The sequence below is a fragment of the Paenibacillus sp. JNUCC 34 genome (genome assembly GCF_058269055.1).
The window spans coordinates 4,755,884-4,775,474 of record NZ_CM177770.1 but is presented as its reverse complement, the minus strand read 5'-3'; the positions used below and the strand labels follow the sequence as shown (position 1 = coordinate 4,775,474).

20 protein-coding genes are annotated in these 19,591 nt (G+C 45.3%); 17 read left to right on the top strand and 3 right to left on the bottom strand.

The window, feature by feature from the left end:
- Positions 1-14: 14 nt before the first annotated feature.
- Positions 15-689, top strand: a complete 675-nt coding sequence (locus AC2TF5_RS22320; RefSeq protein ID WP_491299313.1) for a sulfite oxidase-like oxidoreductase — start codon at positions 15-17, stop codon at positions 687-689.
- Position 690: 1 nt separating this feature from the next.
- Entirely contained in the window at positions 691-1,416 is a 726-nt protein-coding gene (locus AC2TF5_RS22315; RefSeq protein ID WP_491299312.1) for a nucleoside phosphorylase, read from the top strand.
- An 86-nt stretch (positions 1,417-1,502) separates the two neighbouring features.
- Here AC2TF5_RS22315 and AC2TF5_RS22310 read toward each other — a convergent pair whose 3' ends face one another.
- Positions 1,503-1,730 carry a hypothetical protein gene (locus AC2TF5_RS22310; protein WP_491299311.1) on the bottom strand — a complete coding sequence of 76 codons (228 nt, stop codon included), beginning with the start codon at positions 1,728-1,730 and terminating at the stop codon, positions 1,503-1,505.
- Positions 1,731-2,090: 360 nt separating this feature from the next.
- Here AC2TF5_RS22310 and AC2TF5_RS22305 point away from each other — a divergent pair, with 360 nt between their 5' ends.
- The 5 genes from AC2TF5_RS22305 (at position 2,091) to AC2TF5_RS22285 (ending at position 5,700) form a co-directional block, all read left to right on the top strand.
- Positions 2,091-2,558 (top strand): RNA polymerase sigma factor, encoded by a 468-nt coding sequence (locus AC2TF5_RS22305; protein WP_491299310.1) that lies wholly within the window; start codon positions 2,091-2,093, stop codon positions 2,556-2,558.
- Positions 2,555-3,763, top strand: a complete 1,209-nt coding sequence (locus AC2TF5_RS22300; RefSeq protein ID WP_491299309.1) for a hypothetical protein — start codon at positions 2,555-2,557, stop codon at positions 3,761-3,763. The genes AC2TF5_RS22305 and AC2TF5_RS22300 overlap by 4 nt, the downstream gene beginning before the upstream one ends.
- Positions 3,764-3,793: 30 nt before the next feature.
- Positions 3,794-3,985 carry a hypothetical protein gene (locus AC2TF5_RS22295; protein WP_491299308.1) on the top strand — a complete coding sequence of 64 codons (192 nt, stop codon included), beginning with the start codon at positions 3,794-3,796 and terminating at the stop codon, positions 3,983-3,985.
- 765 nt (positions 3,986-4,750) lie between these two features.
- The gene (locus tag AC2TF5_RS22290; RefSeq protein WP_491299307.1) at positions 4,751-5,320 is read left to right on the top strand and encodes a hypothetical protein; all 570 of its coding nucleotides are present in this window, start codon (positions 4,751-4,753) and stop codon (positions 5,318-5,320) included.
- Positions 5,321-5,337: 17 nt separating this feature from the next.
- The gene (locus AC2TF5_RS22285) at positions 5,338-5,700 is read left to right on the top strand and encodes a hypothetical protein (protein ID WP_491299306.1); all 363 of its coding nucleotides are present in this window, start codon (positions 5,338-5,340) and stop codon (positions 5,698-5,700) included.
- Positions 5,701-6,512: 812 nt separating this feature from the next.
- Here the strand turns inward: AC2TF5_RS22285 and AC2TF5_RS22280 are convergent.
- Positions 6,513-6,902, bottom strand: coding sequence for a tyrosine-type recombinase/integrase (locus tag AC2TF5_RS22280; protein WP_491299305.1), 390 nt, complete (start codon positions 6,900-6,902; stop codon positions 6,513-6,515).
- Positions 6,903-7,260: 358 nt separating this feature from the next.
- On the opposite strand from AC2TF5_RS22280, the gene AC2TF5_RS22275 reads away from it, so the two are divergent.
- From AC2TF5_RS22275 to htpG, 4 genes are all read left to right on the top strand, one after another.
- Entirely contained in the window at positions 7,261-7,458 is a 198-nt protein-coding gene (locus AC2TF5_RS22275) for a transposase (RefSeq protein ID WP_491299304.1), read from the top strand.
- 116 nt (positions 7,459-7,574) lie between these two features.
- A complete protein-coding gene (locus AC2TF5_RS22270) occupies positions 7,575-8,198 on the top strand; it encodes an IS3 family transposase (protein ID WP_491302968.1) in 624 nt (207 codons plus the stop codon).
- A gap of 94 nt (positions 8,199-8,292) precedes the next feature.
- Positions 8,293-8,520 carry an IS3 family transposase gene (locus AC2TF5_RS22265; protein WP_491302967.1) on the top strand — a complete coding sequence of 76 codons (228 nt, stop codon included), beginning with the start codon at positions 8,293-8,295 and terminating at the stop codon, positions 8,518-8,520.
- Between the two features lie 130 nt (positions 8,521-8,650).
- The gene (gene htpG / locus AC2TF5_RS22260; RefSeq protein ID WP_491299303.1) at positions 8,651-10,531 is read left to right on the top strand and encodes a molecular chaperone HtpG; all 1,881 of its coding nucleotides are present in this window, start codon (positions 8,651-8,653) and stop codon (positions 10,529-10,531) included.
- Between the two features lie 66 nt (positions 10,532-10,597).
- Here htpG and AC2TF5_RS22255 read toward each other — a convergent pair whose 3' ends face one another.
- Positions 10,598-11,227, bottom strand: a complete 630-nt coding sequence (locus AC2TF5_RS22255) for a DUF3298 and DUF4163 domain-containing protein (RefSeq protein WP_491299302.1) — start codon at positions 11,225-11,227, stop codon at positions 10,598-10,600.
- Positions 11,228-11,510: 283 nt separating this feature from the next.
- Between AC2TF5_RS22255 and AC2TF5_RS22250 the strand changes: the two genes are divergently transcribed.
- The 6 genes from AC2TF5_RS22250 (at position 11,511) to AC2TF5_RS22225 (ending at position 19,574) form a co-directional block, all read left to right on the top strand.
- Positions 11,511-13,217, top strand: a complete 1,707-nt coding sequence (locus AC2TF5_RS22250) for an amylo-alpha-1,6-glucosidase (protein ID WP_491299301.1) — start codon at positions 11,511-11,513, stop codon at positions 13,215-13,217.
- 204 nt (positions 13,218-13,421) lie between these two features.
- Entirely contained in the window at positions 13,422-15,152 is a 1,731-nt protein-coding gene (locus AC2TF5_RS22245; RefSeq protein ID WP_491299300.1) for a cache domain-containing sensor histidine kinase, read from the top strand.
- The gene (locus AC2TF5_RS22240) at positions 15,145-16,320 is read left to right on the top strand and encodes a response regulator transcription factor (RefSeq protein ID WP_491299299.1); all 1,176 of its coding nucleotides are present in this window, start codon (positions 15,145-15,147) and stop codon (positions 16,318-16,320) included. The genes AC2TF5_RS22245 and AC2TF5_RS22240 overlap by 8 nt, the downstream gene beginning before the upstream one ends.
- 143 nt (positions 16,321-16,463) lie before the next feature.
- Positions 16,464-17,741, top strand: a complete 1,278-nt coding sequence (locus AC2TF5_RS22235; protein WP_491299298.1) for an ABC transporter substrate-binding protein — start codon at positions 16,464-16,466, stop codon at positions 17,739-17,741.
- Between the two features lie 22 nt (positions 17,742-17,763).
- Complete coding sequence (locus AC2TF5_RS22230; RefSeq protein ID WP_491299297.1) at positions 17,764-18,765, top strand: carbohydrate ABC transporter permease; 1,002 nt, start codon at positions 17,764-17,766, stop codon at positions 18,763-18,765.
- A complete protein-coding gene (locus AC2TF5_RS22225; RefSeq protein ID WP_491299296.1) occupies positions 18,762-19,574 on the top strand; it encodes a carbohydrate ABC transporter permease in 813 nt (270 codons plus the stop codon). Before AC2TF5_RS22230 ends, AC2TF5_RS22225 begins: the two co-directional genes overlap by 4 nt.
- Positions 19,575-19,591 lie beyond the last annotated feature (17 nt).

Sequence of the window (19,591 nt, the reverse complement as noted above, 5' to 3'; positions counted from 1 at the left end):
AGGAGATGGATTCTATGCATAAAAAAGCGGAACGTCTGAAGAAAATGAAGCCGGTGCCTGCCGCGAATCTTACAGAGGAGCAGCGCGCCAAGCTGCCGCCTGGACAAGCACTGACGGAGAAGTTTCCGATTCTTCATGAAGGAGAAGTGCCTCATTATGACCTGTCCGAGTGGACGCTTGAGGTATTTGGAGAGGTTGAAGAGAATCGGACGTTCACCTATGACGAGCTGATGGCGCTGCCGACGGTGACGGTTGATTGTGATATTCACTGTGTTACCCGGTGGTCGAAGTTCGACACACGGTGGGAGGGCATCTTGTTCAGAGATTTCCTGAAACTGCTGAAGGTGAAGCCGGAAGCGAAATACGTCATGTTCCATGCGGATCCAGATTATGATACGAATGTGCCGATGGAGGACTTGATGAAGGATGATGTGCTTATGGCTTACCGCTTTAACGGTGAGCCGCTGACGGAGAAGCACGGATGGCCGCTGCGGACAGTCGTGCCGCACCGGTACTTTTGGAAGAGCGCCAAATGGCTGCGCAAGATTGAATTCATGAAGGAAGACCGCCCGGGTTTCTGGGAGCAGAATGGCTTCCACAATGAAGCCGATCCTTTTGAGGAACAGCGGTTTAGTGGAGAAGCACTACCAATACCCGAAGATGAATGGACACGGAAGGAGTATGATTAATATGTTGATGCCAATATTGCAAGTAAACTCAGAAGACATTCCTGAATATGCGGTCGTCTGCGGCGACCCGAAGCGTGCGGAGGTTATTTCACGCAAGTTGAAAGACGTACGTGAGCTGGCGTTCAGCCGTGAATACCGGACATTTGTCGGAACGTATGAAGGTGTGAAACTCGCGGTCACAAGCCATGGTGTTGGTTCACCCGGCGCTGCTGTTTGCTTCGAGGAGCTCATTCGAGCCGGTGTGAAAACGCTGATCCGTGTCGGCACGGCGGGCTCTTACCGTGCAGATATACCTGCAGGGAGCCTTGTGGTCAGTACAGCTGCTGTACGGACGGACGGATTGACCCGTCAGCTTGTGCCGGATGGTTTCCCGGCGGTAGCTGATAGTGAAGTTACGGAGGCGTTATACGAATCCGCATTATCGATCGGTGAAGGTGTAGTTCGCAAGGGGATTACGGTCACGCTGGATGTTTTTTTCAACGGTGTTGAGGAAGTACCTCATCAGAAATACAAAGCGGCTGGAGCACTCGGCGTTGAGATGGAAATAGCGGCATTGTATGTTGTTGCGGCGATCCGGGGCGTTCGCGCTGGCGCGATTGTGGCGATGGACGGCTTTGCTGATGCGGATCTTGCGGCAGAGTACGATCCAAACACGAACGTTGTTGCAGATGCTGTGGAACGTGAGATTAGTGCTGCACTGCAGGCGGTTGTGAAGCTGGCGAAATAGGCGATCCTGCCGGCACTTTAAGATACAAACTCGTATAAGAGGCTGTCCCAAAAGTATAAATTTTTGGGACGGCCTCTTTTTTTGCGCTAGAAGAACATTTGAACAATTCCATTCACAATAGTGACGATACCAATTGCTGTACAAATCAAACCAGCATTTTTTTTCCCACCGTTTCCTTTTGTACGCTTGCTAGTGAGAAAGAAGACAATTCCTAAGATGACAAGCACAATTCCTAAACCAACACTAAACATATGAAGCTGTGATGAAGAATTTTCAAGTGTGTTCTCAATAGCCTTTTCAATTCTTTGTCCCATTTACTCTATCTCCATAAGACTTATTTTGTGTATCAGATGTATCGAAAAATACTTGAAGTGGTATTTACCACAGTATTGCACCCTTAACGAAACCAAAAGAACATCCGCAACAATAGTATTAGGAACACTTTAATTCTCCTCTCACTGTTAAGATGAATTTATTCTAGTTCTTAAAACTCACTTATTTCATACGTGATTCTTAAGAATTTCTTACTTTACTCATTATTTTTTGCACAGCATCACAACATTCTTCTCAATAACCTTTACACGTGAAATTTTTTAAAAATAAATCCATCAGTTCGTCTTCGTCAAACGTTATATTAACAGGAAAGACAAAACGTAAAGTTGAGAGGTTGGCTAATGGAAGTATGTGATCTTTATGAAAATCTGAAGGCTGATGTATACCGTTATGCCAGATCGCTTGTGAAACATGAGTTTGAAGCGGACGATCTGGTGCAGGATGCCTTTATGAAGGCAATGAATGAAGTAAAGCTGGTAGACCTGCCTGTACACAAGCAAAAGGCCTGGTTCTTCAGAGTAATCAAAAATCGCATGATCGATATTAGCCGGCGGGAGAAGCGGTTTGTATCGTGGGAAGAAGATCTAGATGTGGCCGTGTTTCCTGCTCCAAGCCACAGTATAGAAATGACAGAATGGCTCGGCCGCCTGCCGCAATCACAGAGTGATATCGTGTTTAAACGTTACTGGCTTGGCATGTCCAGTCAGGAAATCGGGGAACAGCTCGGAATTCCTGCAGCGACAGTTCGATACAAACTACAAGTTGCAATCAAGAGGTTAAGGAAATTTTGGGAGGATGATATGAGATGAGTAAAGTGATTGGCAATGTTGGGATGTTGGATCTTACACAGGCAACCGAGGAGAGCGTAAAAAGCATTGAACGGATTGGAAACATTGGGATGGTTCTTTACCGGGCAGAGACGGCTCACCTGCTGACACTTTTGAACAATGCGGGCAATATCGGCAAAACGCTGGAAATACCCAAGGGTCACCGTTACTACAATGGCACGCTGCACCTCAATGAGGAATATTTCAAGCTCTTAGAACAAACAGAGAATGTATTTGTTAACGGTGTGGTTATGATCGATCAGCATGTAACATTGGAGACATTCCAGAAAGGACAGCTGCATCTGGTTGTGAACGGAGAAGTCTATACTCCGCAGCATTTGGCTGGCGCTGTTACGGCATCACTTCTTAAAGCAGGAGGAGCCAGTGTCGAAATTCATACGTATAAATTTTTACCACGCTTTGAATCGGGGAAGTTCCAGCTGACGAACGCCTACTTAGCTTCCGCCAGGGAACCAATACATTTGGTTGTAAACGGAGTGCTGCAGTTCGACAAGGATCTGGATATGGAACAATTTTCAACTCTAATGGATTGTCTCCGGATTAATGGAAAGGTGATTATTTATGAAGAGCAGTCCTCTTATTTCTACGATAAAATACAGGCCGTTAATGGGCTGGTTCAAGTCATTCCTGCGGGATATCAGTATTTGACTAAGTCTCTTCGACTTAATGCCCGTTCCATCCGCCGTTTTAAAAATCAAAAATTTTACACGAAACACCCTATTCTTATCGAAGCCGATGTGTCCCGGGAAGCCTTTAGCAATGCGATTGCGGAGATTCAGTCCTCCTCATTTATTATTTGCAGTGAAGACGTAGAGGATCTGGTGTGGGAGCGCTGCCCTGATCTAAATACCGAAATTGTAAGTTATGAGCATGCTTTTGTGTTCGTTGATGGTGAGGAAACGTGGTCGAAGGAGCAGTTCTTGGCCATGGAGCATCCTATCAGTTTCATTGTTGATGGAACACTGAATTTAGACGACGATGTGACAGAGGAAGTGCTGAAGGACACATTGCAGTCTCTTGACCTATTTGGCGAGGTGATTGTTGCAGATAACAGAATGAAAGGTGTGTTACACCCTTATCTTAGAAGCAATACAGGCATGATTAGAGTGAAAGGAATGGAAGAAGAGCTAGTGGGCATTGGTAATGTAGGAATGTTGTCGCTATAAATGAAATGAGGTGAGGTGTGAGCCTTGTATATGAATAATGAAGATCTAGCTAAACAGTATGCGAACGATCGCCTACAGGAATTGGAACAATGTCGGTTGTTGCAGGAAGTGCGTCTTTCCCGCAATGAAACTATTGCATCAACAGGCGGTGAGCGGAAATCCGGAGGGAAATGGAGATCATTACTTGAGACCATCATGAGGATGGGAAGAAGAATGCTATAAAGGTAATTAAATTTAACAGTTATTTATTGGGGGTGTCCAAAAGGCCCATTGGCCTGGGACACCCCCAGTCTGTTGTAAAGACGCTACGTGTACGAATCACATGCGCTGCTTTCCACGGTAAGCACCGGGCGGAGCGCATTAGGACTGGAATTCCGCTATTTGCTACAATCGACGAGTTTTACAATCGTTACGGACTGAGTAGAACTAGAATAAAAAGTGGACACAGCGTTAAGAGACACGGGATAATATACTTAACGAAGAAAGAGGTGTCCTAGATGGGGGAACAACGGCAGCGTTACAATGAAGAATTCAAAAGACAGACGGTGAAATACATTCAGGAACAGACCAATAATCCGATCTATTTCTTTTAAAGTATCTACGCCTTAAATCTTTAAGTTATTTCCATGCCGCCGGGTACCCACATTGCTCCAATGATCCATACGATCTGAAATATCGTTCCTTATAGCGCAAAAAGCCCAATGGAACGGCGGTGAACTTCCGCGGTTCCATTGGGCTTTTCGTGGGTGATGGGAATTCATCGCCACGTTCTACTCAATTGGTCTACGAATACATACAATGATCTGAAATAACAGTGGAGTGACCTTTAGTGCTACTCCCATCTATAATATTAGAGCTAAGAGCAGGAGGAAATTTTGATGACTCATACAACTACGTTATTGGTAATCTCTTTTTAGTACTTTGGGACCATTTAATCGATAAAGAGCAAAAAAACGTAACCTTTCCCATTTCTAGGTGTTCTTATTATTGAAACAAAAAATACATGTAGTTATGAATAAGAAAATCGCCGCAGCTTTTCTGTCAACAGCACTTATGCTATCCGTTTCCGCAGTTGCCTCTGCTGATAACTTATCAGTAGAAACATTTAATTCAGAGTCGCCAATAGTTACGAATTTAGGACCTTCAGCAAACGATGAATTATTTACATCTGGTTCACTTTCACAGTCGAATACTACCGATGAGGTAATTTCTCCAAGAGCTTTTGATGGTAGAAATATATCATACGAGTTTTCAAAAGTTTATGATAATATTTGGTCTTCAAGTTCGTTGCCCTTAAACACTTATGGAAAGGTGCCCCTTACCTTAGTTCAAACCACTGATAGCTCTAGCATTGAGGCAACAGTAACTTATCAATTTTCTAACAAAAGTGGCACCAAAAAATCTTCTGTAATTCAGGTTGTTGGTAATCTCACTGGTAAAAATACAACTATTAACTTTACTGATGTTCCTAAAGGTACAGCAAACGATCCTATATTTTTGGTTATTGTTAATAAGGTCGATCTTCCTATAAGAGGGAACGGTTACACAAGCTTTTAAGAAAGGAATGATTCGTTTTGAAGAAAAAGTCAATGGGAATAGCAGTTCTATTAGTCAGTGCAATGGCATTATCGGGAGCATTAACATCTAACGTTCTAGCAAGCAATGTTGTCGGTAGCAAAGCAGGGATTGCTAATATCCATGAACATTCAAACAAAGTTGAGGATGGTATTAACGACCCATTACCAGATGTATTACTTGAGGATTCTAATCATCCTGATGCCATTAAAACAAAGGATGGGTTATTTGTAAAAAGTGATACGTCTGAAGAAGATTATAATTCGGACGAAGTAGTTTATGATGTTGAGAAAACTACTGACAAAACAAAAATGATCGTCGAATATGGTGATATTTATATTAAGGAAGAAAAGAGTGAGTAAACACAAACTCTAAGTATTCAAAATAAAAAGATCCTGTTAACTTAAAGGGTCTTTTCGCATTATTAGGTCAGCCAGAAACTTCTGGTTGACCTATTTTTTAGGTGCTATACGATGACGGTAGCCAAAGCTGTTCTCCCACTGCCCCCAATGACCATGTTTGAGCTGGTAAAGGGAAAGAGACCTCGTATCACAAGCGAAGCTATGGGTTTGGAACCATCGTAGGAGTGCCGGTAATATTATTTTGGGAGGTTGTTATGGAACCAGTTATAGGATTGAAAAGGAATGAGTGTATTTCAAGCTTTTCTAGGACGAAATCAGCCTCTCAGTCAGTCAGAAAGCTCTACCTATAGTGACCTCCGATCCATCCGGATCTCTCTAGCCGATAGCATTAGCCCACACGCAATAAAAATAGACCTTTAATAAAGAAGATCTTCATGGCTGTTCCAGACAATACAGAGCGAGCGATTATTGCCAGTTCGAGTATTTTGCTTTTTGGATAGATACCGGTGATGATCTGGATTGGATATTTAATGAGACATTTCAATACGCCGAAGATATTTTAAAAGAACGGCCATGCCACTTCGAACACTTCACTTAAGGCAATCCATATACCATATGTCTTCTCGTAGCAGTTTCCTCCACCAACCATCCGGAATTTAGTCCGATAAAATCCACTCATTTGAATATCCTTTATTTACATATACCCCTTGCTTAATTGAACAATTGTAGAATTCACTTGGACTAATAGCAGTCACAATCACATTTCCTAAATATTTTTTCGTCATATTAAATACCCTCTTTCTTCTCAATAATTACGTCCAACTGATCGACTCCGCCGCAGCCTCTAAGTCCTCGACTCCGGGCGTGGTGTAAATCATCGTCATTTCAATATTAGGCGAACCATCTTTTTTAAAATGCCCCATTAAGATGGCTACGTCTTGCAGGGTATTATCGGCAACTATAAGGTCATGCCCAAACGTGTGTCTTAGAGAATGACAGGTAAGATGCTCAATCTGGGTTCGATCACGATATTTTTCGATAATATGCTGCACACCTCTTACCGATATTTTTTCGGAGTGTTGGGAAGAGAATGCATATCGCCTATCTGAGGGATTGTCCTTCAGATAGCTTTCTAAAGCTGAACGTGCTTCCGAATTAACAGGAACTTCATGATCCTCATACCCTTTACCTCTGATGAACACGTAACCCTAGCTTAAGCAACATGATTACTATCGCATATTCCCTCTTGCTCTGGCCTTTGCGAACTTCACGTTGAAAACGATTCTGTTCATTTTTGGTTAGCCATTTCAGTGTTCGCCTTGCGGCCGGTGGTTTTTTCACAGGATCAACCGGTTTATCTGGAATATAATTCAGGGAAGCATAAAATTAAAAAATTGCATTTAGGTGAACAAAGGTGAGTTGCATTGTGCTCGGCTTCGCCAGTTCCCCCCCTTCCACCATGAACAAGCATATAACGTTTGTAATAGAACTAGAATAAAAAGTGGACACAGCGTTAAGAGACACGGGATAATATACTTAACGAAGAAAGAGGTGTCCTAGATGGGGGAACAACGGCAGCGTTACAATGAAGAATTCAAAAGACAGACGGTGAAATACATTCAGGAACAGACCAAGTCTGTAGCAGATGTTTGTGTCGAGCTCAATATTCCAAAAAGTACGGTAAATCAATGGATTGCAAAATACCGGGAATTTGACCAAGAGCCCCTTGCAGCGCCCGAAAAAGTCCGTGAGCTATAGCAACAGCTGAAAGAACAAGAAAAGGCCAACAAACTTAAAGAACGTAAGATTGAGGATCTTCAGGAGGAACTGGCGATTCTAAAAAAAGCACTGCACATCTTCAGCAAGGAACCGAACTGAAGTTCCAGTTTATCGAAGATCATCACTCCGAGTTTCGAGTGGAGAAGATGTGCGTTGTGATGAACGTTTCCTGGAGCGGCTACTACAAATGGAGAACAGCAAGCCCTAGCAATCAAGCCTTGAGAAAGGCTGACATCAAAAAGCGTATCGAATACCATTATCATGATTCGGAGAGTCGCTACGGGAGCCCTAAGATCACGTATTTGCTTATACAAGAGGGCTATGACATACAAGAGCGCACTGTTGGGAAATACATGAAGGAAATGAATTTTCGTTCCTGTGTGTTTAAAAAGTTCAGGGTCCAGACTACGGATTCCAACCATGATCAACCCATTGGGCCCAACATCTTGAACCAGGAATTCCACGTTAGTGAGCCTAATAAAGTGTGGGTTACAGATATCACTTACATCCCATGTCGGCAAGGGCGACTTTATTTAGCTAGTGTATTGGATCTTTGTACCCGTGAAATTGTAGGATGGCGTTTAGAAAACCGTATGACCAAAGATCTTGTCCTAGGTGCTCTCGAAGATGCTTATCAAGCCAAAAAACCAGGAAAAGGACTTCTCCATCACTCTGACGTGGAACCCAGTATGCTTCCCATGAATACCGTGCCAAACTGAAATCCTACCATATGCAGGCGAGTATGAGCCGCAAAGGGAATTGTTATGACAATGCCTGCATTGAGTCGTTTCACAGCGTGTTAAAGAAAGACTTATTTACTGTAAAAAGTTTAAAACACGGCAACAAGCCTATGACGAAATTTTTCGGTACATTGAATTCTTTTATAACCGAAAACGAATCCATGGTTCACTGGGTTACCTTTCTCCAGTTCGATTTGCAGAACAATTTTACAAGAAAGAAGTTTCTAAAAAATCACGCTATTTTTGTGTCCACTTTCTTGACAGAGGTCCAGTGAGTCCGCTCGCATTTAAAAAGCAATAAAAAAGGGAGGAGCAAATCACCCCTCAACATATTGACATTAAAAAATATAACGTGTTAAATAAAAGAAGTGTTGGCACTCTCGACATGGGAGTGCTAAAAAGATTATTAATGTCTGAAGGGAGATTCATCCATGGCTAAAAAGGAATTCAAAGCGGAATCTAAACGATTGCTGGAAATGATGATTAATTCCATCTATACGCAGAGGGAAATTTTTCTCAGAGAACTGATTTCTAACGCAAGCGACGCCATCGACAAGATCTACTACAAAGCACTCACTGACGATAATTTGGTGTTTAATAAAGAGGACTATTATATCAAGGTAACGGCGGATAAAGAGAACCGCACGCTGACGCTTACCGATTCAGGAATCGGGATGACCCAAGAAGACTTGGAGAACAATCTGGGGGTTATCGCGAAGAGTGGTTCCCTTGCGTTTAAGAGTGAGAATGAAGCGAAGGACGGCCACAATATCATCGGCCAATTCGGTGTCGGATTCTATTCGGCCTTTATGGTTGCGGATGTAGTGACCGTAACAAGTAAAGCATTGGGCAGCGATGAAGCGTTCAAGTGGGAATCTACGGGAACCGAGGGTTACACGATCGAGCCTTGCGAGAAGGATTCCGTAGGTACGGAGATCGTTCTGAAGATTAAAGAGAACACGGAAGATGATCAGTACGATGAATATCTTGAGGAGTACCGTCTAAAAGCTATCGTTAAAAAATACTCCGATTTTATCCGGTATCCAATCAAGATGGATATTAAAGGGCAGCGGCCAAAAGAAGGCACCGAGAACGAATTCGAGGAGTACGTTGAAGAGCAAACCGTCAACAGTATGGTTCCGATCTGGCGCAAAAATAAGGACGAGCTGACAAATGAAGATTACGAGAATTTCTATGCTGAGAAACGCTATGGCTTTGATAAGCCGCTGAAGCATGTTCACATTAAAGCTGACGGCGCCGTTGTATACAATGCGATTATGTTCATTCCGGAAAACACTCCATTCGATTATTACACGAAGGAATATGAGAAGGGGCTTGAGCTGTACTCCAACGGCGTTCTGATCATGGACAAGTGTGGAGACCTGCTTCCGGACTACTTCAGCTTTGTCAAAGGTATGGTGGACTCCGAAGACCTGTCACTGAACATCTCGAGAGAGATGCTGCAGCATGACCGTCAGCTGACGATGATCGCTAAGAACATCAAGAGCAAAATCAAAAGCGCTCTGCAAAGCCTGCTGAAAGAAGAAAGAGAGAACTACGAGAAATTTTATCAAGCATTTGGCAGACAGCTGAAATTCGGTGTGTATAACGACTACGGCCAACATAAAGATGTGCTTCAGGACCTGTTGCTGTTCCACTCTTCCAAAGAGAAGAAACTGGTCACCCTGGACGAGTACGTATCGAGAATGCCTGAGGATCAGAAATACATTTACTATGCTTCCGGTGAATCCATTGAACGGATTGAGAAGCTCCCGCAGACCGAAATGGTGGCTGATAAGGGGTATGAAATTTTGTACTTCACCGATGACGTGGATGAGTTTGCGATCAAGATGTTGATGGCTTATAAGGAAAAAGAATTTAAGTCGGTATCGAGTGGTGATCTTGGAATTGAGCCGGATGCGGATGATAAACCAAGCGAAGCTGAAGAAGGCGAGAACAAGGAGTTGTTTGAGTCGATGAGCGGCATTTTGGGCGGCAAGGTGAAGAGTGTCAGAGCTTCCAAACGTCTGAAATCCCATCCGGTATGTCTGACTGCTGAAGGCGATCTAACCATTGAGATGGAAAAGATCCTGAAGGCGATGCCGAACGGACAGGACGTTAAAGCGGATAAAGTGCTGGAAATTAACATGAACCATGAGGTGTTCAAGTCATTGAAAGACGCCCATCAAGGTGATCAGGAAAAATTGGCGCTCTACACTAACCTGCTGTACAATCAGGCGCTGCTGATCGAAGGTCTGCCGGTTTCAGACCCGGTAGAGTTCACGAACGATATTTGCAAAATTATGGTGTGAAAAGAAATAAATAAACGATAACTCCAATAAACCAGACCTGGGATAAAGGTCTGGTTTATTTTTTCATCACACAATATCGGCAGCCAAAATCATGAGCGGGCCGTTCTCGGCAGCAATACCCTGGAGGGAGTACACCGAGATCGGGAACATCGGAATTCCAACATAGTAAGGGGTAATCGCATAGAGTGGATAAAAGATAACAAGCGATTTGTCAGCCAGATAAAAATCCTGGCTAGGTTGGACGGTAACGACATTTCCTTCTAAGGTAGGAATGTTCCGTTCTTTGATCTGCCGGTTAACCTCAGCAGTCAAGAGGGCCAAATGGTTTGACCCTGGACGGAACAAGTCTGACAGGTTGTACGATTGACCTGTTTGAGTAGTGAAGGTTAGCGCTTTGGCAACTGTGTAACCATGGGCCATCGGTATAGAGTAAGTATAGTTGCTCAGCAGAAGACTGAGAATGCCTCGTTCGTTCGTTTTGATCTCAAAATGTCCGGTTGTTTCCGGGTTCGTACCGGTCTGTACACCCTGCTGGATGCGCTGCATTTCTTGAATCTGAAGGATAATAGTCCGGTTAATCCTCTCCTCGGCTTGGCGGTTGGCAAGCCCAGTTACCTGCGGGTACTGAATTATGGTACCAGGAGCCATGTAGGTGAGTGTCCGGATTTCAACCGGCGGTTCATAGTAGGTCGTCATGATATTCGCTCCATTTCACATCATATACATTAGCCTATTCCTTCAAGAATCACTCGGTGACATATATTAAATACGAAAAGGAACCGGAGTTTGACGGGAACTTGTTCGGCACAAGACCACGAATCTAACAAATGACCACCATCCGCCTGACAAAATGACACCTCCTTCGTTCCTGTAAGGGTGCTGACAACAATATTCCTTCTTCCATAAAACATCATGCCGTTCCTAATCCTTCATGAGAAGGCTTACAATGAAAGCGATACCTCAGTGAAGGAGACGGCTTATGAATTTTGATCTGAATATCGTACCTTTTAGCAGAAGAGAATCCTTTCTGGCGGTTTCCCTCCTGCCTGCAGGAAAGGACCGGGAAAAGGGGCTTTACCTGCGTTCTGTCCGCGGAGGGGATGACAAGTTTGGCGAGGCATTTCTTATTGAGCTGCTCGGCCGGCAGAACGAGCCGGTTTCATTTGAACCGCAGGCTTCACCCGAAATCATCAGGTTAATATGTTCTGATTCGGATATGCATGCCGAAATTTGCATATCTGATTCTCGGACCGTAAGGTTCCGTTCGGAAGGATGCGGTATACGGCTTACTTTCTTCCCGGCGGCTTATGATTATGCTTATGAAGCGGATCAAGACAGCTGGGAAGTGAACAGCTTTACGCATGGCTGCCGCTTTATGCTTACTCGGCTTTCAGGTCTAATGAATATGGAAGTCGAATGGAATGAAATTAAAAGTTCACGCGTTGCAGCGGAGTTCACCGTGGAAGCCGGGACCAATATAGTAGAGTTCGCCGTGGAGGAGTTTATTACGGTTAAGGAGCCCCGAACCGAGTGGGAAGCCTTTGACGATGCCGTCCAAAAGGTCCAACAGGATTATGCGGGCTGGCTGAAGAATGCCCTCACCGTACCCGATCGCTGGCAGGAAGCCAGAGAACTGGCAGCTTATATCACCTGGTCCTGCCTTGTTCCAGCCGAAGGCTGCCTGACCCGACCAGCCATGTACATGTCGAAAAACTGGATGACCAACATATGGAGCTGGGACAACTGTTTTAATGCGATGGCACTTGTCCGCCATAACCCGGAACTGGCCTGGGATCAATTCATGATATTTTTTGACCGGCAGGATGAGAGCGGCTTGATTCCCGACTTTATAAATGATAAATACGAGCTTTGGAATTGCAACAAACCGCCGATTCATGGCTGGACCTTGTCCTGGATGATGCGTCGGACTGATTTTATAAAGGAGCCGCAGCTTCGCGAAATCTACGGCCCCTTATCCAAATGGACGCGGTGGTGGTTCACTTATCGGGATAGTGACGGCGACGGAATTCCACAATATAACCACGGCAATGATTCGGGGTGGGACAACAGCACGGCGTTTAATAACGGTATCCCTGTAGAAAGTCCTGATCTTGCTTCCTTCTTAATTCTCCAGATGGAGATCCTGGCTGAAATCGCCGGATTGCTTGGTCTGTCGGAAGAGTCCAAAGCGTGGAGACAGAAAGCTGACGATACGCTTGAGGACATGATCAGACACTTTTGGAAAGACGGCAGATTCATAGCCTGCCGTTCAGGAACCCATGAGGTGTCGGAAGGAGACAGCCTGCTGCTGTTCGTGCCGATCTTACTGGGCCGTCGATTGCCGGAGCATATACGAACCGCCCTTCTAGAAGGACTTAAGGACGAGAGCCGGTTCTTGACAGATAACGGCTGGGCAACCGAGAGTGTAAACAGCCGTTATTATAAATCTGACGGCTACTGGCGAGGTCCGATCTGGGCACCATCCACGATGCTACTTGTCGAAGGTGCAGCTGCGGCTGGTGACTTGGAACTCGCGAGAGAGGTTTCAGATCGTTTCTGCCGTATGCTCAGCGTCAGCGGCATGGCTGAAAATTTTGATGCTGTGACCGGAGCCGGGCTTCGGGACAGAGCCTTCACCTGGACCTCAAGCGTGTTTTTAATTCTTGGACATGAATATACGATATGACCATAAAGGATGCACTTTTTCTGCAGGCGTTTTTTCACCTTGCAGGAGAGGTGCTTTTCCTGTTTTCCAGTTGGCGCCTAGTTACAACCTTTTTTTTCGCGTTTATAATGAAAGCGTTAACAAACCGGAGGCGGTAATGGTAAAGGAAGTGGAAGAGACCATGCAAAGATGGATATATACATTAGGACTGTGGGGAGAGTGACCATGAACCATAGGCGGACTAAAAAGTTTTTTTCCGGCCGGGTCTTCTCCGGCGATTATCAGAGCATACGAACCAAGCTGCTTTTCAGATTTTTAATCGTTACGCTTATACCGCTGTTTTCGCTTGGCGGTTTGTCGTATTATCAATCCACTCGGGTTATTAACTCTCAGTTCGGGAAATACGGAGATAATGCCGTAGCGCAGCTGGAGCAGCAGACCAGTTCAACATTAAATCGGATGAAGCAGACGGCGGAAACCATCTATTCTTATTTGCTGGATCCGACTCACAAGGGGATCGGGAACCGGGCCCCTTCCACTTATAGTGAAATTATGGAGAAAAATGATTTTGAATCACTTTTGAAATCCATTCGGACTCATTTGACCGCCGGCATCTACATTATTACAACGTCGGGCTATTATTACGGGGAGAACAAACTGGATGTTGCCAAACTTGGAAATATACCATTATGGAACACGAGACCTAAGGCGTACACCGGAACCTATTGGCTTGGATTTTACCAACAGGATCATGCGATAACGAGCGACGAAATCAGTTTGTCCGTTATCGGCTTAGCCGTGCCGATCCATCATCCGAACAAGGCCCAGAACGGCAGTGTTATTCTCATTGAGGAAAATGCCGAGGAACTGCTACATATGTTTAAAAAGTTTGAGACAGATACCTATGCCCATCTGCTCATCAAATCCCCCGACGGGACCGTGGTTTATGAGACTGCCTCGGCCTATAATCCCAAAGAAAGCGATATTACATGGTCCCGGACGCTCGCCGTAAATCAATGGACAATAGAAGCGAGAATTCCGGCTAAAGCCTTCTATCAATCTTCCGCTATTATCCGGGCTAATACAATAGTGGTGGCTATCATTTCCTGCCTGCTCGCTTTCGGAATCGCCTATTTGTTCTCCTCTCGTTTCACTTCCAGAATAAGAAGACTGAAGGAATCCATGCAAAAGGTAAGCTTTGGCAAGCTTGATACCCGAACGCCGATTGAGGGCAAGGATGAGCTTGGCAGCTTGGACATCAGCTTTAACCGGATGGTTACGGGGGTTCAATCACTGATCAGTGAAGTGGAGCAAAGCGAGAGGCTTAAAAAGGAAGCGGAGCTTCGGGCGTTTCATTATCAGATCAACCCACATCTGCTGTTCAATACGCTGAACTCCATACAGTGGAAAGCCCGACTAGAAGGGGCCGAAGATATCCGGCAGATGCTGTACCATCTAACCATGGTACTGGAGGGTAATCTGGACATTTCTCAGGAGCTGGTTACTGTGGGGAGGGAGCTGCGCATGATTGAGCACTTTCTAAAAATCCAGGAAATAAGGTACGGGGACGTTTTCCGTTATAAGCTGGATTGTGAACAATCGCTCCGTCAATATGTCATACCGCGCATGACGCTGCAACCGCTGTTCGAAAATATTTTTTTCCATGCTTTTGTAGACGGTAAAGGGGAAATTCATATGAAGATCACCGAGAAGCAGGGCGATCTTCTGCTTACGCTACAGGATAATGGGGCAGGAATTACGGAGGAAAAGCTGGCGAAGTTATTCTTGCCTAGCGAGAAACGAAGTGGTCGTGGCGGACTTGGAGTGCGGAATGCCGACCAGAAATTCAAGCTGCATTTTGGACCGTTATACGGACTATCCGTACATTCGGTTAAGGGGGAAGGGGCTATTATCACCATTCGGTGGCCTAAGAGAGAGGAGTCTTCCGATGAATAGTACAAAGAAAATTAAGGTACTGATTGCAGATGACGAGAGCATTGTACGCAAAGGACTACGCACGACAGTAGACTGGGAGCGATTCGGGATGGAAGTCGTGGCCGATGCTCCTAACGGACAGGCCGCTTGGGAAGCTTTTTTAGAACACCGTCCCGAGGTTGTTATTACAGATATTGTCATGCCTGAAATGGATGGAATCGAGCTATCCCGTAAAGTGAAGGAAGAAGCGGAGGAAACCAGAATCATCCTGCTAAGCTGCCACCGAGACTTTGAATATGCCCAAGAGGGGATACGGCTAGGAGCTTCGGGATATTTACTGAAAACAGCTTTTGAGGATGAAGAGCTTGAAGCGATGCTGAGCAAATTTCAGCGGGAAATGGCTGACGCCCCAGTTTCCGGTCATGAAGATAAGGAACGATTATCGACGCATCTTTTTGCATGGCTTAATGGTCACAATGACAAGTTTTTGGAGGAAATCCAGAAGCTACGCCGCAGTAGCTGGAAGTTTGATGGACAGTTCTTATACCTTTATCTGGTCAAGACTGCGGGGTGCGGTAGGAATTGGAATGATATTGTTCAGGATCAGGAGATATATGACCAGAGCATGTGTGAGGGCAAGCTTATATCGTATGGTGCAGACAGCTGTTACTGGGCGGTTCCTGAATCGCTTAAGGAGGACGCAGACAGCCTGCTGGTTGAGATCAAGAGTGGATGCGGGAAGCTGAAATGGAGTGTGCAGGGAATTCTCCGGGATTGTGAAGATTTGAAGGAAGCATTTCTGTTGCTGCATAAGGAAGCCGAGCTGGAGCGGATATACGGACTGACGGGCGAAGATTGGCCTGAGCCAATCTGGCATGCCATTCATTTACTGCATGAGTTCCCGGCAACAGACTGGTCGGCCGGGGAACTGGCACATAAGGTAGGATTAAGCCGCAGCCATTTTTCAATTCTGTTCAAAAAAACGGTAGGGGACAGTTTCGTCGCTTTTCAATATAAACGAAAGCTTCGGCTTGCCTATTGTCTGCTGCGTGAAACGACACTGACAATGCAGGAAATAGCAGAACGAACGAGTCTTGGAGACAGTAAATATTTCAGCAAATGGTTCAAACGATGCACGGGTCAGACGCCAAGCCAATACCGTACCGAACAAAAAAAGGAGTTATTCTGAACAAATAAACACCCCTCTCTTACAATTCGAACAAAATAACGATATTTTGCATATCGGTGCACGTTTTGAACCGCTTTCATTCGAGTTATGATGAAAGCGGTTCAATTAATAATGGCCTCAATACTTTAGGGGGAGCTGACAATATGAAAAAAAGAATGTCATGGATGACTCTGGTATCCATTGTGGCACTAATGGGAACCGTGCTGGCCGCGTGCGGGGGTAACGGAAGTTCCGATGCGGATAAGGAAAAGGGCGGAGATTCGCCAGCAAAAACCACCACACTCCGATTTGCTTCCTGGGATTCAGGAGATACGCTCAAAATCGAGCAGGAAATCGCCAAAAAGTTTGAAGAAAAGAATCCGGGAATAAAAGTGCAGGTTGAAGCCTATGCGGATGGTTTCGATCAAAAGCTAGCCGCAGGCTTCGGTGCAGCTAATCCGCCGGATGTGATGTATATGTGGGATTTTCCTACGTATCACCAATCGCTAGAGCCACTGGACAGCTATGCAAGCGATGATAAGGACTTAAATATTGATGACTTTTATCAGGGATTGTTCAACTACGGGAAGATCGAGGATAAGCTGTACGGTATTCCGGCTGGCTTCACAACCCGGGTGGTTTACTATAACAAGAAGCTGTTCGATGAAGCAGGCATTGCTTATCCGAAAGATGGATGGACATGGGATGAATTTCAGGAGATCGCTCTGAAGCTGACGGATAAATCCAAAAAGCAGTACGGCTTTGGTGTCCGGGCTGAAAACGATACGTATGATCTTCAAGGACTGGTATGGAGCAACGGAGGTTCCTTCATTTCGGAGGACGGAAAGACGATTGAAGGCTTTATGAACAGCAAAGAAACAGCGGATGCGATTCAGATGCTGGGAGATATGATCAAGAACGGCTCTGCCGTGCTTACCGGTGGCAAGGGACAGCAAAGCGGAGAGGATATTTTCAAAGCCGGGAAGATCGCGATATGGGAAAGCGGAATTTGGCCACTGGAAGGCTTCAGAGAGGCCGGTATTGATGTAGGTACTGTGGAGATGCCGGCATTCCCCGGCAAGCCCGTTAAAGGAATTCTCGCGGAATCTGCGCTGTCGATTGCAAAAGATTCCAAACATAAAGACCTTGCATGGGAGTTCATCAAATTTTACGTGTCGGATGAAGCTATTAAAATGCGGGTGTCCGACCTCCCTGTTCGGGTAAGCGTGGTTAATGAGCTGAAGAAGGACCAAGACCCGCTGTACAAACCGTACTATACGATGTTGGAACGTTCGGATAATACGCCGGCTTTCCTGCTGAATCTGAAGTGGAATGAAGTGAACCGGCAGCTGTCGGCGGCTGTGGAGTCCGTTATGTTTGGAAGCAGCGCACAGGAAGTGCTGAACCAGGCAGTTAAGGATAGCGAACGTTATTTGAAATAATATTTAGAAAGAAGGTTCGGAGATGGCCGAGACTCATGTGCCCCACTCACAAAAGCAGACAGCCGCCCCGAAACGATTGGGAAAACAAAGATGGGGTGGGGCTACGCCCTACCTCTTTATTTTTCCATGGATATTCGGATTTGTAGTATTCACTTTAGGTCCACTGTTATTTTCCCTCGTGATTTCGTTTTTTGATTGGCCGATTGTCGGTAAAGTGACCTTTATCGGCATAGTCAATTATAAGGAAATGTTTTCTAATGATCCGTTGTTCTGGACATCGCTGATGGTCACTTTAAAGTTCGCGGCTTTGTTCGTACCGCTTAATATCATTGTGGCCTTGGGACTTGCCATGCTGCTGAACCAGAAAGTTAGAGGGAGTGCGATCTTTCGCACAGCATTCTACCTGCCGTCAGTCATTTCCGGTGTAGCTCTTGCCATGATCTGGTCCTGGGTGTACAGCGGGGATTATGGAATACTGAATTACTTTTTATCGGTGTTCGGTGTCGAAGGACCTGACTGGCTGAACGATACGAAGTGGTCTTTGGTAGCGATGGTCATTGCAAGCCTTTGGAGTCAGGGCGCCATGATGCTTATTTTTCTGGCGGGGCTTAAAGGAATTCCCAAGGATCTGTATGAGTCGGCATCCATAGATGGAGCGGGAAAGATCAGACAATTTTTTAGTGTGACGATACCGATGATAACGCCAACGATCTTGTTTAACTTGATTACTTCCATTATTGCTGCCTTTCAGCAGCTAACTCTCGCTCTCCTGCTTACGGGCGGTGGACCGATGAAAGCTACGTATTTTTACGCGATGTACATGTACGAGAATGCCTTTAAATACTTTAAAATGGGTTACTCTGCAGCGAATGCATGGTTCATGTTCCTGATCGTCCTGACATTGACGTTCCTTGTGTTCAAATCGTCGGAGGCCTGGGTGTTCTATGAGGGCGAGATGAAGAGGAACAAGCCAAAGCCAGCCAAAAGAAAGGCTAAGGCCAGCAGAAAGGAGCAATCCGTATGAAAAAAGTGCTCACGTATGCCATGCTCATATGCTGCTCCCTGTTGTTCATTGCTCCCTTGTTCTGGGCAATAACAACAGCGCTGAAGTCACAGCAGGAGCTCTATCTGTTTCCTCCAAAATGGTTTCCGGAAGTTTGGCAGTTTAGCAACTTTGCGGAGGCATGGAACATTCAGCCCTTTAATATGTTTTTAAAAAACACGTTGATTGTTACGATGCTGGCGACGCTTGGACAGCTGATATCCTGCACACTGGTGGCTTACGGGTTCGCCAGATTCGAGTTTAAGGGACGGGATACTCTGTTTCTCATCGTATTGGCTACCATGATGATTCCATGGGAAGTGACTATGATTCCACAATATATGGAGTTCAACTACTTGGGCTGGATCAACACATTGAAGCCGCTTATCGTTCCATCTTGGTTCGGCTCCGCTTATTTTATCTTTCTGCTGCGCCAGTTCATCATGACCCTGCCGAGGGATCTCGATGAAGCGGCGACGATTGATGGTGCCGGAAAAATGACGGTGTTATTGCGGATTATCGTGCCGTTGATGGGGCCTTCCCTGATTCTTGTTGCCGTGTTCCAAATGATGAGTTGCTGGAATGATTATCTGGGTCCGCTCATCTTCCTGAATGATCAGACGAAATACACGCTCACGCTTGGATTGTCCCAGTTCAAGGGGATGCATGGTGTCGATATGCAATCTATTATGGCCGTTACATGCTTGATCTCCATTCCGCCGCTTGCTGTATTTTTCTTTGCTCAGCGCTATATCGTCGGCGGAATCGCAACTACAGGGATAAAAGGATAGAGAAATAAAGATGACTT

Coding starts and splice junctions, on each gene's coding strand:
- AC2TF5_RS22255 (WP_491299302.1), bottom strand. CDS start 11,227: ATGACGACCTACTATGAACCGCCGGTTGAAATCCGGACACTCACCTAC.
- htpG (WP_491299303.1), top strand. CDS start 8,651: ATGGCTAAAAAGGAATTCAAAGCGGAATCTAAACGATTGCTGGAAATG.
- AC2TF5_RS22310 (WP_491299311.1), bottom strand. CDS start 1,730: ATGGGACAAAGAATTGAAAAGGCTATTGAGAACACACTTGAAAATTCT.
- AC2TF5_RS22235 (WP_491299298.1), top strand. CDS start 16,464: ATGAAAAAAAGAATGTCATGGATGACTCTGGTATCCATTGTGGCACTA.
- AC2TF5_RS22320 (WP_491299313.1), top strand. CDS start 15: ATGCATAAAAAAGCGGAACGTCTGAAGAAAATGAAGCCGGTGCCTGCC.
- AC2TF5_RS22240 (WP_491299299.1), top strand. CDS start 15,145: ATGAATAGTACAAAGAAAATTAAGGTACTGATTGCAGATGACGAGAGC.
- AC2TF5_RS22300 (WP_491299309.1), top strand. CDS start 2,555: ATGAGTAAAGTGATTGGCAATGTTGGGATGTTGGATCTTACACAGGCA.
- AC2TF5_RS22250 (WP_491299301.1), top strand. CDS start 11,511: ATGAATTTTGATCTGAATATCGTACCTTTTAGCAGAAGAGAATCCTTT.
- AC2TF5_RS22245 (WP_491299300.1), top strand. CDS start 13,422: ATGAACCATAGGCGGACTAAAAAGTTTTTTTCCGGCCGGGTCTTCTCC.
- AC2TF5_RS22315 (WP_491299312.1), top strand. CDS start 691: ATGTTGATGCCAATATTGCAAGTAAACTCAGAAGACATTCCTGAATAT.
- AC2TF5_RS22305 (WP_491299310.1), top strand. CDS start 2,091: ATGGAAGTATGTGATCTTTATGAAAATCTGAAGGCTGATGTATACCGT.
- AC2TF5_RS22230 (WP_491299297.1), top strand. CDS start 17,764: ATGGCCGAGACTCATGTGCCCCACTCACAAAAGCAGACAGCCGCCCCG.
- AC2TF5_RS22225 (WP_491299296.1), top strand. CDS start 18,762: ATGAAAAAAGTGCTCACGTATGCCATGCTCATATGCTGCTCCCTGTTG.
- AC2TF5_RS22295 (WP_491299308.1), top strand. CDS start 3,794: ATGAATAATGAAGATCTAGCTAAACAGTATGCGAACGATCGCCTACAG.
- AC2TF5_RS22275 (WP_491299304.1), top strand. CDS start 7,261: ATGGGGGAACAACGGCAGCGTTACAATGAAGAATTCAAAAGACAGACG.